9 protein-coding genes are annotated in these 13,575 nt (G+C 46.0%); 6 read left to right on the plus strand and 3 right to left on the minus strand.

The genetic code is table 11. From position 1 onward, the window contains the following. The first annotated feature begins 8 nt into the window (after positions 1-8). Positions 9-872 (plus strand): prolipoprotein diacylglyceryl transferase, encoded by an 864-nt coding sequence (lgt, locus tag DWV53_RS06775; RefSeq protein ID WP_118152541.1) that lies wholly within the window; start codon positions 9-11, stop codon positions 870-872. Positions 873-952: 80 nt separating this feature from the next. On the opposite strand, the gene mutS is transcribed toward lgt, so the two are convergent. Both mutS and DWV53_RS06785 read right to left on the minus strand, forming a co-directional pair. Next, positions 953-3,616: a DNA mismatch repair protein MutS gene (gene mutS, locus DWV53_RS06780; protein WP_006848893.1), complete on the minus strand. Its 2,664-nt coding sequence runs from the start codon at positions 3,614-3,616 to the stop codon at positions 953-955. Between the two features lie 44 nt (positions 3,617-3,660). Beyond that, positions 3,661-4,800, minus strand: coding sequence for an AAA family ATPase (locus DWV53_RS06785; RefSeq protein WP_118152543.1), 1,140 nt, complete (start codon positions 4,798-4,800; stop codon positions 3,661-3,663). Positions 4,801-4,925: 125 nt separating this feature from the next. Here DWV53_RS06785 and DWV53_RS06790 point away from each other — a divergent pair, with 125 nt between their 5' ends. After that, positions 4,926-6,788 carry a calcineurin-like phosphoesterase C-terminal domain-containing protein gene (locus DWV53_RS06790; protein ID WP_118152544.1) on the plus strand — a complete coding sequence of 621 codons (1,863 nt, stop codon included), beginning with the start codon at positions 4,926-4,928 and terminating at the stop codon, positions 6,786-6,788. A gap of 47 nt (positions 6,789-6,835) precedes the next feature. Here DWV53_RS06790 and cysS read toward each other — a convergent pair whose 3' ends face one another. Beyond that, positions 6,836-8,326, minus strand: coding sequence for a cysteine--tRNA ligase (cysS, locus tag DWV53_RS06795; protein ID WP_117695079.1), 1,491 nt, complete (start codon positions 8,324-8,326; stop codon positions 6,836-6,838). 355 nt (positions 8,327-8,681) lie between these two features. On the opposite strand from cysS, the gene DWV53_RS06800 reads away from it, so the two are divergent. The 4 genes from DWV53_RS06800 (at position 8,682) to DWV53_RS06815 (ending at position 13,008) form a co-directional block, all read left to right on the plus strand. Further along, positions 8,682-9,446 (plus strand): response regulator transcription factor, encoded by a 765-nt coding sequence (locus DWV53_RS06800; RefSeq protein WP_259318932.1) that lies wholly within the window; start codon positions 8,682-8,684, stop codon positions 9,444-9,446. A 127-nt stretch (positions 9,447-9,573) separates the two neighbouring features. Further along, entirely contained in the window at positions 9,574-10,320 is a 747-nt protein-coding gene (locus DWV53_RS06805; RefSeq protein ID WP_118152548.1) for a DUF1349 domain-containing protein, read from the plus strand. Positions 10,321-10,482: 162 nt separating this feature from the next. Further along, positions 10,483-11,130: a DUF1349 domain-containing protein gene (locus tag DWV53_RS06810; protein WP_181992435.1), complete on the plus strand. Its 648-nt coding sequence runs from the start codon at positions 10,483-10,485 to the stop codon at positions 11,128-11,130. Positions 11,131-11,502: 372 nt separating this feature from the next. Continuing rightward, complete coding sequence (locus DWV53_RS06815; RefSeq protein ID WP_118152550.1) at positions 11,503-13,008, plus strand: acetyl-CoA hydrolase/transferase C-terminal domain-containing protein; 1,506 nt, start codon at positions 11,503-11,505, stop codon at positions 13,006-13,008. The last annotated feature ends 567 nt before the right edge of the window (positions 13,009-13,575 follow it).

The raw sequence follows: 13,575 nt of genomic DNA on the forward strand, positions 1-13,575 counted from the left end.
CTACGGTTATGATAGCAAATCTGCTTAACTATATCGTATGGGACCCAGACCCAATTCTGGCTCATCTGGGTCCTATGACCATCCGCTACTACTCCACCTGCTGGATGATTGGTCTGCTGCTGGGCTATCTGCTCATGAGCAAGCTTTACAAGCAGCAGGGGCTCTCAGATGAGAAGTTCTCCCCACTGTTTCTCTACATCTTCTTAGGTGTACTGATAGGTGGCCGTTTGGGACATTGCATCTTCTATCAGCCGGAATATTTCCTCACCCAGTGGGATCACTTCATCGAGATGCTGATACCTGTTCACCACATGCCAGACGGCAGTTGGAAGTTTACGGGTTATGAGGGACTGGCGAGCCACGGAGGCGTATTCGGCATGTTCGTCGGCATCTGGCTCTATTGCCGCAACATGAAGGTGAGCGGCTGGGTAGTGCTCGATAATATGGGTATCTGCTCAGGCATTACAGCCACCTTTATCCGTTTGGGCAATCTGATGAATTCAGAGATTATCGGCAAGGTAACCGATGTGCCTTGGGCATTTATCTTCGTTCGCGAAGACCAGTATCCACGCCATCCGGGTCAGCTCTACGAGGCTTTGGCATACTTCTGCTTCTTCCTCCTCATCCTCTTCATCTACAAGAAGAGAGGACCTAAGAGCGTAGGCACCGGTTTCTATTTCGGTCTTTGCCTTACTCTCATCTTCACCTTCCGTTTCTTCATCGAATATACCAAGGAGATTCAGGTAGCATTCGAGGCAGGTCTGCCTATGGATATGGGACAGATATTGAGCATTCCGCTCATCATCACCGGTGTATGGAGCATCGCTTCCAGCACAAAGAGAGCGAAAGAAAAGAACGTAGAGGCAAAATAATATTAGACGACTTATTTTCAGATTATAAAAATCCCTCCTCGTGCAACAGCATCTGCTGCCACGGGGAGGGATTTATATTTTTATCTTCCCAGCAGAATCTTCTTGATGTCATTGAGCTTGTTCAATGCCTCTACCGGAGTGAGATTGTTCACATCCAGCCCGAGTATTTCATCACGTATCTGCGTCAGTACAGGATCATCGAGCTGGAAGAAACTGAGCTGCACACCATCCTTAGGTTCATCGATGTGCTGTACATTCGGTTTACCGGCACCGCCAACCCCGGCATTGTCATCCTCCAACTGTTTGAGAATCACATTGGCACGGTTCACTATGCTGCGAGGCATACCGGCAATCTCTGCCACATGGATACCGAAAGAGTGCTCACTGCCTCCCGGTTCCAATTTACGCAGGAAGATTACCTTTCCGTCCACCTCTCTCACACTCACATTGAAGTTCTTGATGCGAGGGAAGTTCTTCTCCATTTCGTTGAGCTCATGATAGTGGGTAGCAAAGAGCGTACGCGCCTGCGCCTTCTTATGTTCGTGCAGATATTCCACGATAGCCCAGGCAATGGAAATACCATCGTAGGTAGAAGTACCTCTTCCCAACTCATCAAAGAGCACCAGCGAGCGCGGAGAAACGTTGTTCAGGATGTTTGCTGCCTCGGTCATCTCTACCATGAAGGTCGATTCGCCGAGCGATATATTGTCGCTTGCACCTACACGTGTAAAGATTTTATCCACCAGTCCCACTCTGGCGCTCTCTGCGGGCACAAAACAGCCTACCTGTGCCAGCAGCACGATAAGGGCGGTCTGGCGCAGCAGAGCCGATTTACCAGCCATGTTAGGACCGGTAATCATCATGATCTGCTGTTTCTCGGTATCGAGCAGCACATCGTTAGGTACATAGCGTTCGCCCAGCGGCAGTTGGGTTTCAATCACCGGATGCCTGCCCTGCTTGATGTCGAGCACCTCAGAATCATCGACGATAGGGCGCACGTAGCGGTTCTCGTCAGATGTCTTTGCAAATGACAAAAGACAGTCCATACGGGCGATGAGGTTGGCATTGATCTGTATCTGCGGAATATACTCCTGCATGGCAGCTATCAGTTCGTTGAAGAGCTGTGCTTCCAATACCAGAATCTTCTCATCAGCACCGAGAATCTTTTCCTCATATTCCTTCAGTTCCTGGGTGATATAACGCTCTGCCTGAGCCAGCGTCTGCTTGCGTATCCACTCCTCAGGCACCTTGTCCTTAAAGGTATTTCTCACCTCCAGATAGTATCCGAAAACATTATTGTAACCTACCTTCAGACTCGAAATTCCTGTCTTTTCTATCTCCCTTTCCTGTATCTTGAGCAGATAATCTTTGCCGTGGCGGCTGATGGCACGAAGGTCGTCAAGTTCGGCATTGAATCCGTCGGCTATCACGTCACCCTTATTGACCAGCTGTGGCGGATCGGGCTGTATTTCCCTGGCGATGCGGTCTTTCAGGGTCTCGCATACGTTCAGCTGCTCGCCTACCCGCTTCAGAGCCTCGTTCGTAGCATGCTGACATGCCACCTTGATAGGCTTGATGGCTTCGAGTGCATTCTTCAGCTGAACCACTTCGCGAGGCGAAACTCTACCCACGGCTACTTTGGAAATGATACGCTCCAGGTCGCTGATGCGATGCAACTGGTCATCGAGAAGCTGACGGAATTCCGGTTCCTTGAAGAAATATTCTACGATGTCGAGGCGCTCGTTGATTGGTTTAACGTCCTTCAACGGGAAGACCAGCCAGCGTCTGAGCATACGTCCGCCCATCGCCGTTACCGTACGGTCGATGACATTCAGGAGAGAAGAACCGTCTTCCTGCATAGGGGCAACCAGCTCCAGACTGCGGATGGTAAACCTATCCATACGCACGAACTTATCTTCTTCGATACGTGAAAGGGCGGTGATATGATTAATCTGTGTATGCTGGGTAATCTCGAGATACTGCATGATGGCACCACTGGCTATCACGCCGTTCTTGAGATGCTCTACACCGAAACCTTTCAGAGATTTTGTCTTGAAATGTCCCAGGAGTTTCTGCAGGGCTGTCTGTTCGGTGAAAACCCAGTCGTCCAGCTCGAAGGTACAGTATTTGCTGCCGAAATATTTCTCGAAGTCATTCTTTCGGGCGCGGTCGTAGAGCACCTCTTTCGGCATGAAGTTGCCCATCAGTTTTTCTACATAGTCATAGGTTCCCTCGCCGGTAAGAAACTCTCCGGTCGAGATATCCAGAAAGCTCACACCGCAGGCGGTCTTGCCGAAGTGTACGGCTGCCAGGAAGTTGTTCTCCTTGTAGTTCAGTACGTTATCTCCCATCGCCACACCCGGCGTAACGAGTTCAGTAATACCTCGCTTCACCATCTTGTCCATCTGGCTCAGTCCCTTCTTACCTTTTATTTCGAGTCGTTTCTTCTTCGGGTCTTCCAGCTGGTCGCATACCGCTACGCGCTTACCCGCCCTAATGAGTTTAGGCAGATAGGTATCCAGAGCATGATGAGGGAATCCTGCCATCTCGGTCGTGCCCGTAGAACCGCCATTGTTACGTCGTGTCAGCGTAATACCGAGTATACGGGATGCCTCCACCGCATCTTCGCAGTAAGTTTCGTAGAAGTCACCGCAACGGAAGAGCAGCAGCGCTTCGGGATGTTTCGATTTCATCTCGAAAAACTGTCTCATCATCGGTGTAAGACCTTTATTATCGTTTGCCATTATCTTTTTTCTCCTTATATTATTTCTTTTAATTTACATAGTTTCTATCTACAATACTCCTCCTTAAACCACAGCCGGTATATCGGGTCAACAAAGCCAAAAGCATCGTTTTGCTTTTCGATAATATCTTTGTTCTGGAGCGTTTTCCTGTTCTTGACAATCGTATTCGGATTACCAAGATTATAGATTTGTTTCACGGCTTGCGAGGAGAAATGCTGTTCGCCATTGGCTATAGCCTTAAGCATCTCTATCTGAGTAGAACTGAGATTCTCCGTATCATTCTGAAACATCGGGGTATTGATGTTGAGTACCTGTTTCAATCCCAGATGATATATATCTTCCGTCACTTCCGAAACCGTGAAACTCCAGATAAAATAGCACAACTGCTGGAGATACCAGGAATGGCACGCCACGGAATCACAAATCCGCTCTGCCATCTCTGCAGAGATTGACTTTCCTGTCTTCTCGAAAGATGACAGAATGAATGGAATCCAATGCTCCTTAGCTATCTTCTGCATGAAAATCACTTGTCCAAAGCGATAAAAAGGACTATTGGAATTGTTGAAGATATTGAGCATCATGTTTCGCTTGCTGCCGTAGAGACAGTAAGAAGTAAGCTGCTGTTGCTGCCATACCGAGCGCATCTTTCCCTCCATATCCTTATACTCAGGAAGGTTAGCCAACTGCTGGAACTCGTCTATGCAGACGATAATCCTGATACCCTTTTCCTTTGCCAGCAACTCAGGCAGTTGGAGAATCGCCATCTTATCACGCTCCTGTGGCACAAACTTCAGGTCGAAAGCCATGAAGTCGGTCACCTGGTCGTTGATTACAACCTGCGGTATCACACCTGTCAGGAATTTCTTTGCATCCTCTATCCATCGTTCCATTTTAGAGGAAGCACAAGCTATAACCTGACTGGCAAAAGTGCGATAAAATTCAGATTCAGAGCCGATGCTGAAGGCATCAATATAACAGATTCTTACGTTATTATCCTCATCAGCCAATTCGTTCATCGCCCTTTTCACTAGTGATGATTTACCCCATCGGCGTGGTGAAATCAGCATCACGTTGATATGGGAGGACAGTAATTGCTTCAGCAAAGCCCTGTCTTCCTGTCTGTCGATAAAATTCTCATTGGTGGCTAATGTACCAAATTGAAATGGTGATAGATATTTTGCCATATTCCTTATAATTTGGTACAAAGTTACGAAATATTACCCTAAGGTAAGTTACCCTAAGGTAATATTTAGAGTTTTTTAAATGAATATATGCTGCATTACCATAATAAAGCCGTACTTTTGTACTCATGAAAAAGAAACAATTATACATAGGGGTTCTGTCGGTTGCTTGCTGCGCGCTCGTAGCAATAGGCATCACCTTGCACCTGCTCTATCCCAAGAAACAGATAAAGAACCTGGTGAAAACCCCACCGGTTCTCCGGCTCAAGCCACTGACTGCAGATACACTGAAGAAGAAACCTGTGAAGAAGATGGATTTCAATATCTCCGGAACTTTAAGAGATAAGGAAGGAAAGGGAGTGGCTGGCGTCATCGTGAGCGATGGATTCAACTGTGTGAAAACCGATGCACAGGGCAGATACAAGATGAAGCGAGACAGCCTGGCAAAATTCATATACTATTCTGTTCCAGCCGATTGCGAGGTTCCTACCCATTCTAAGACCGATCGCACGGCTTTCTTCTACCAGAAGGTTTCCAAGGGGAAGAAAACCTATAACTTCACCCTCACCCGACTGCCGGGCGGCAAGGAGATTCACTATAAGATGATTGTCATCGGCGACCCGCAGGTTACCAATGCCTACAGCCCTTACTATACTTCTCCGGATGATAATCCCATCAAGAAGAGCGATGTAGAAAGATTCACTACCCAGACGATGGCGGACATCAGGCAGACCATCAGTTCGCTGCCTGCCGGAACTCCTGTATACGGACTCAGCATGGGCGATGATGTGCAGTATTATGGCGGTTACAACGCCAAACTGGAGCGTCAGATACGCCAGGCATTGGGCTCTTCAGAGATGCGTCTCTTCTCCGTCATCGGCAATCACGACCAGGATGGCAAGGCGCTCTACCGCAGGAAATGGGAGGAGAATTTCGGTCCTACCGATTTTTCCTTCAACCGTGGCGATGTGCATTATGTCTGCATCAACAACTGCTTCTTCCACCGCGGCATGTCCTATTATTCGCCGGGCGAACTGCGTGAACGGCAGGTGCGCTGGCTGAAGCAGGATCTCGCCCTCACGCCAAAGGATATGAAGGTGGTACTCTGTTATCATATTCCTTTTACCTTTGGTAATGCGCCTTTCAGCAAGGCGAAGCCGCTGAGCAATGCCAATGAGCAGGGGCATTATTCTTCTTCCCGTCTCTCGCTCCTGCTTTCTTTGCTGAAACAGTTTAAGGGCGGTTACGAACTCTTCTGCGGACATACTCATTTTGCCTGCAACCACGAGATCAATTATCAGGGCGAGGATGTGATGGAGCATTGTCATGCTGCCGCCTGTGGCAATATCTGGCAGTCGAATATCAACATCTGCGGAACTCCAAATGGATATTATGTATACAGTTTTGTAGGTACCAGCATCAGCAACTGCTATTACAAGGGAACTTTCTGGGATAAGAGCAAGCAGATGACCTTGTTCCGTGCGCAGACCGATTTCAACAGCGAGAATTACTCTAGGGATTGGCAGTTAGCAAACAACAGGAATATCCTGGTAGCCAATGTCTTCAATGCTACCAGTCATTGGCGTGTTGTAGCCGTAGAGGATGGCAAAGAATATCTGATGGGGCGCCTCAGCGGAAAGGGGCAGGATGCCTTTGCCGCCGGCTATCATCATAAATACAGCGAGAGTGTATCCTATCGGTTCGTGAGCAAGGGCAACGGTTATCTCATCATGAATCACCTTTATTATTATACTCCTAGGAATCCGAATGCCAGAATCATCATCAAGGCATCCGATCCATACGGAAATACCTATACGGCATCGAGCGATGAGGTAACGACAGAGCCTTTCGCCAACTTTGCCCATTATTACGAAAAAGAGTATAAGGAATATAAGAGTAAGAAAGATAAGATGTTGCGCGATTCTATATCTGGCAGACAGAAAGATTCACTTGCTGCAAGGAAGAAAGATTCTGCAGCAGTACAAAAATAAAAAGAGAGGGTGCGTCATAAGTTGATGATGCACCCTCTTTTTAAATATTATTTGTTCAGTTTCCAGGTAACACCATCCTTGGTGTCCTTTACCTCGAAACCGGCTTCAGCCAGGGCATCGCGAATCTGGTCGCTGGTAGCCCAATCCTTATCAGCCTTAGCCTTGGCACGCAGGTTGAGAACCATATCTACTACCTTGCCATAAGCCTCTTCACGAGCATCATTGTTGGCTCCCTTCTCACTCTTCAGACCGAGCAGGTCGAAGGTGAATAGATGCATGGTGTCTGAAAGTTCCTTCAGATCTTCAGCAGAGATGTTTGCCTTGTGGTCGAGGGCTGTGTTGATTACGTGGCAAGCCTCGAAGAGATAGCTGATAACGAGCTGAGTCTGGAAGTCATCGTTCATCGCATCGTAGCAGCGCTGGCGCAATTCGCTTACGAACTTCTTCACCTGCTCATCGCTCTGCTTAGCCACAGGCACACGCTCCAGGTCGTTCAAACCATTCATCAGGCGCTCCAATCCCTTCTGACTAGCCTTCAAGGCATCGTTAGAGAAGTCTACGGTGCTGCGGTAGTGAGCAGAGAGGATGAAGAAGCGGATGGTCATTGGCGAATAAGCCTGCTCCAAACTGTCGTGATTGCCTGTGAAGAACTGCTCCAAAGTGATGAAGTTGCCAAGACTCTTACCCATCTTCTGACCGTTGATGGTAATCATATTGTTGTGCATCCAGTAACGAACCATCTGGTCGCCCTGAGAAGCCACAGCCTGAGCAATCTCGCACTCGTGGTGAGGGAAAATCAAATCCATGCCGCCACCGTGAATATCGAAGTGGCTGCCCAAGTACTTGCGTCCCATCGCAGTACACTCGCAGTGCCAGCCAGGGAAACCATCACTCCAAGGACTAGGCCAGCGCATGATATGCTCAGGTGAAGCCTTCTTCCAGAGGGCGAAGTCAGCCTGGTTCTTCTTCTCGCCGATACCAGCCAGCTCGCGGCTCTCGTTGATTACGTTCTCCAGGTTACGTCCGGAGAGGATACCGTACTTATGATCCTTGTTATACTTCTCGATGTCGAAGTAGATAGAGCCGTTACTCTCGTAGGCATAACCATTGTCTAGGATTTCCTGAACCAGTTTCTCCTGTTCAATGATATGGCCTGTGGCATGAGGCTCAATACTAGGAGGGAGTACGTTCAGCGCCTCCATAGCATCGTGGTAGCGGTTGGTGTAGTACTGCGCAATTTCCATTGGCTCCAACTGCTCCAGGCGAGCCTTCTTCTCAATCTTGTCATCGCCTTCATCTGCATCGTGCTCCAGGTGGCCAACGTCGGTAATGTTTCTAACGTAGCGAACCTTATAGCCCAGGTGCTTGAGATAGCGGAAGAGTATATCGAATGTGATGGCTGGTCGTGCATGACCGAGATGCGGATCGCCATACACGGTAGGGCCACAAACATACATGCCCACGTTAGGAGCGTGGAGCGGAGTGAATCTCTCTTTCGTACGTGTGAGAGTGTTATAGATCAATAATTTCTGTTCCATCTTGTATGAACCTTTATTTTATATTATTTATATTTTGAGTGCAAAGTTAACTCATTTTTCTGACATATCCGACAAATCATTCGCAAAATGTTATTAAATTCCTCGAAAATACTAATGGAACAGATCTTCCATGGTCAATTCTCTCTGTATGATAGGCTTCAAATATATAAAAGCTTGTCATAAGTTGTTCAAGTGGGTTAAGCAACATTTAATGATAACCAACTCTATTTCGACTTCATGTTCAATTAATATATTTTAAGAGAAACTTGTGGTCTAAATCAATTATTATTAGTAATTTTGCAACAAAATTTAAATGGCACTACTCCGTAATGGTGCGAATAGATATCAATTCAGAATGAAGCAAGAAAATGAACTAAAATCGCTTTTGACAGATCAACAGTTTGAAGCCTCGGATAACAGGGAACTATTACTCGCTCAAGCAAAAGCGTGTGCAAACGGTTATGCATTAGCAACAGAAGGCATAGCAGTCGTATCAGATTTTCAAAATAAAGAATGCCATATTTATTCTGGAAGATTCGGTCAAACTATAATGAATCTTCCAGAATATATGGTAGATCGTAATTCTGCCTTTGAGGACATCGTATTCTGTCATGCAAAAGAAGACGAACTTATTGAACGTCATGTACTGGAACTTCGTTTCTTCAACTTTATAAAAGAACGTTCAATAAAAGAAAAGACAAATTTTTCAGCTTCATGTATCCTTAATTTTTACCGGGCCGGAGACAATGAAAAAGTCAAGATACTCCATACAACGAGATATTTCAGCTGTAGTGCCAACGGTAGTGTTTTACTCGGTCTATGCACTTACATCCCGTACCCTATTTCCCATAACCGACAAGATGGAATAATCGTTAATCTATTGACCGGGGAAACGGTTGGACGAGACATATACGAAGCGAGTGACCGTAAAATTCTTAGCCGCCGACAACTTGAAATACTGTCATTGATAGCTAAAGGAGTACCAAGCAAACAAATTGCCGACAAGTTAAACATATCCATTTATACGGTTAATCGCCATCGTCAGGATATTTTAGCATCGTTAAAAGTTGCCAATACCGCAGCCGCAGTAGAAATTGCATTAAGAATGAACCTTATTTAATGTGCATGCCTGATTCGAAAATTGGTTAGAAATCAGTATTGCACATATCGTAAATTTTCTCTAATTTTGCAACCGCAAATAAATCACAAGGAAGTTGCAATTTAATAAACATCAAATCAATGTTACAATGAGAAAATTAGTATTTATCGCAATCATAGCAAGTCTTGCTATGACTGGATGCATCCAGAAAGAGTCAGAGAAAAAAGAAGGAAGTTCTGACAAGAAAGTCTTAACGGAAAGCGTTAAACTCGCTACATGCAATATCAATGTAGGAGGAATCCGTTTTACAAAGTCTAAAAACGGCGGAGAGAATGGTATCACACTTCTTGGCGACACTCTCAAGTTTGTGGCCGGTCCCCAAACTGATTATTTCCACTCCCCGGATGGAAGCGTTGTCAATAGCTCTGCAGTCATTTTTACAGAAGTTGATAACACTAAGCCTTTCACTTTTACGGCTAAAGTACAGCCGAACTTCACCAAAACTGGAACATATTCGGCAGGTGTGTTATACGCATACGAGAATGACACTCATTGTCAAAAACTGTGTTTCGAACAGGATGAATATGGTGTTCACCGCGTGGTGTCAGTTCGCACAATAGGCACTTCTGATGACAATAATCATCAGGCGATTATCGGTCGGTATGTTTATATGAGATTATCATCCGATGGCACTACTCTTGGCAGTTATTTTTCAGAAGATGGGAATATATGGCACATGGCTCGTCTCTACAAGAATGATTTTCCGAAAAAACTGCTTCTTGGCCTAAGTTCCCAAAGTCCTAAAGACGATGCACACACCTGCTATTTTACGGAAGTGTCGCTTAAGCAAGAGGCTGTTGCCAATTTTCGCATAGGTAAGCTCGACGGGGAATAAACACCATGCCTCAGCACTATTATCAGATTCTAACAAACATGTTAAACATTTCGACAAATGAAGAGAAATCAATTTTTCGTAGCATTGTCGCTGCTTGCATGCACTCTGCTGTCATGTCAAAATGAGAAAAAACAACAATCATCAATAGCAAATAAATCGAATATGGAAAAAAATGATACAATCTTAAAGCCATTTGTGGCTGAAAACTTGTTTTGGATTCGTGAGCCCAAACAATACACTATCACGGACTCTTTGATTACAATCGTTTCAGAACCTCACACAGACTTGTGGCAGCGCACCTATTATGGGTTCAGCAACGACAATGCTCCGGTGCTGCAAATGAAAACCTCCGACAAGTTCTTTTCTTTTACTGTAAAGACATCGTTCAACAGTTCGGCCCTGTTCGACCAGTGCGGTATCGCAATCTATCTTGACAGTGACAATTGGATGAAGGCGTCAATCGAATACGAGAACGAGGAATACCAGAGATTGGGCAGTGTGGTGACAAACAACGGATATTCCGATTGGGCTACGCATGATATTCCATCTTCCATAAAGGAAATGTGGTATCGCCTTAGCCGTCGGGGAAGCGATTATTATATAGAGACAAGTCCTGACGGTACCACTTTCCACCAGATGCGTACATTCCATTTGGATAAGGGTGATGGGGAAATCTCGTTCGGAATATATGCGGCAAGCCCGGTTGACCATTCATTCACCGCACAGTTCTCTGAAATGGAAGTCGGCGAGTGTAAATGGCAATCATGGTCAGCGGAAGATACAGGATTCAAACAGACTGCAAACAAGTAAACTGTAATCCAAAGAAAAATTAAGGTCATAATGTCCAAATAGAAAGATTTACCCCTGCCACAGTTAACTGTTGCGGGGGCAAATTCTTTATTCCACCATTTCCGCCACGCACTCGATCTCCGCCGCCTCTTCATGACGACAAACATACAGCAAATAATAGAGAGTACCAAACTTTCGGCTATCTTTTTGCATAAAGTAAGCAGTTTTTGTATATCTATTCACTATTCGTAAGTTTTTTACCTTGTATTTGCATAAAATTATCAAATTATTAGCGTATATCGAAAATAATGTGTAACTTTGCAGCCGCAAACAGTTATCAATTATCAAGAAGGCGGCTATAAGTTCCGCTAATGAGTATTAAGTTAGAAGAAAATGGCATATACAAGATTGAGTGCTGCCGAAGCGGCAGCGATGATTAACGATCAAGATACAATCGGATTGAGTGGTTTCACACCAAACGGCGTGCCTAAGGCAACCTTCCGCGAACTCTCCAAGAGAGCCGTGGCTGAGCACGAGGCGGGCAGACCTTTCCAGGTGGGCATCCTCACGGGTGCTTCTACCTCGCAGAGTATCGAAGGTGACATGGCAGCAGCCCATGCCATCAAGTTCCGTGCGCCATTTTCTACCAACAAGGACTTTAGAACTCATACCAACCTGGGCGAGATTGATTATGAGGATATGCACCTCGGCCACATGGCTGAGCGTCTGCGCCGTGGTTTCTATGGCGAAATAGACCTTGCCATCATCGAAGTTTCTGATTTGGAAGAAGGCGAAACTACCTGCAAGGCATTCCTTACCTCTGCCGGCGGCATCGTTCCTACCATCGTCCGCCTTGCCAAGAAGGTGCTCATCGAGAAGAATACCTTCCACAGTCCAGCTTCCCGCTATCTGCACGATGTTTATGAGATAGCAGAATGCCCGTTCCGCACTCCTATTCCTATCATGAACGTAGGCGATAGAATAGGTAAAGAGTATGTGGAGATTGATGCACATAAGATTGTGGGCGTGGTAGAATGCAACATTCCGGAGGAGGCGCGTGCCTTCAAACCTCTCGACCCTGTGACCGAACAGATGGGACATAATGTGGCTGATTTTCTGGTCAGCGACCTGAAGAAGGGACATATTCCTCCTCAGTTCCTGCCTTTGCAGAGCGGAGTGGGCGTAACTTCCAATGCCGTTCTTGAGGCATTGGGACAGAACCCTAACGTGCCGGTATTCAGCGTTTATACCGAGGTGGTTCAGGATGCCGTGGTAAAATACATGCGCGAGGGAAGAATCAAGGATGCTTCCTGCTCTTCGCTCACCGTAACCAATGATACATTGAAAGAGGTGTATGATGATATTGATTACTTCAAGAAGCATCTCACCATCCGCCAGAGCGAGATTTCAAACTCTCCTGAGGTCATCCGCCGTCTGGGTGTCATCGCCATGAACACCGCCATCGAGTGCGATATCTACGGCAATGAGAACTCCAGCCATATCTGCGGCAGCAAGCTGATGAATGGTATTGGCGGTTCCTGCGATTACGAGCGCAATGGTTACATTTCTATCTTCACCACACAGAGTACCACCAAGAACGGTTGCATCTCTGCCATTGTTCCGATGTGCAGTCACGTGGACAGTACCGAGCACGATGTGGATGTCATCGTTACCGAACAGGGAGTAGCCGATCTCCGTGGCAAAGGCCCATTGCGCCGTGCCAAAGAGATTATCGAAAACTGTGCCCATCCGGATTACCGCCCTATGCTCCGCGAATACTTGAAGTTTGCCGAGAAGGGCCACGAGCCACAGAGCATGCGTGCTGCCCTCGCCATGCACGATACCTTCCTGAAGAAGGGCGATATGAGATTGACAGATTTCGGAGAATATCTGAAATAAGAGAAGGCCGAAAGATTGTGAAAACCGAGAAGACAAATCTTTCATAGATGACTCAGAAAAATATCGAATTATATGATAAGCGGCATTCATATCCAAGGAATGCCGCTTATTATTTGTTATAAGCATATAAAATACTGATATAGATAGACACATTTTATTTATTAACCATAAATGTGTCTATCTATATCAGTATAAGTCAATCTATCGCAAGTGTTTCTACAATGATATGCAGTATCTGGTAATGTGTAGTGAGAATATCGTGAGGGATAACCTCAAATCGTGATGGATGATAGATGATTACATAAAACTTATTCACGAATACGGCTGCATCGGGTTACAAATACGGCTGCATCGGGTCACGAATATGGCTGCATCGGGTTACGAATATGGCTGCATCGGGTTACGAATATGACTGCGTAGGCTAACGGAGACGTATCCGTAAGCTTACCGAGACGTCTGCATCAGCTAACAGAGACGTCTGAACTCGCTGACTGAACTACTTGAGTTGCTTGATTGAACTACTTGAGTTGCTTGATTGAACCACTTGAGTATTCTTCTTCATGTGCT

This window comes from Segatella copri, from assembly GCF_003465495.1.
Classification (GTDB): Bacteria; Bacteroidota; Bacteroidia; order Bacteroidales; family Bacteroidaceae; genus Prevotella; species Prevotella copri_G.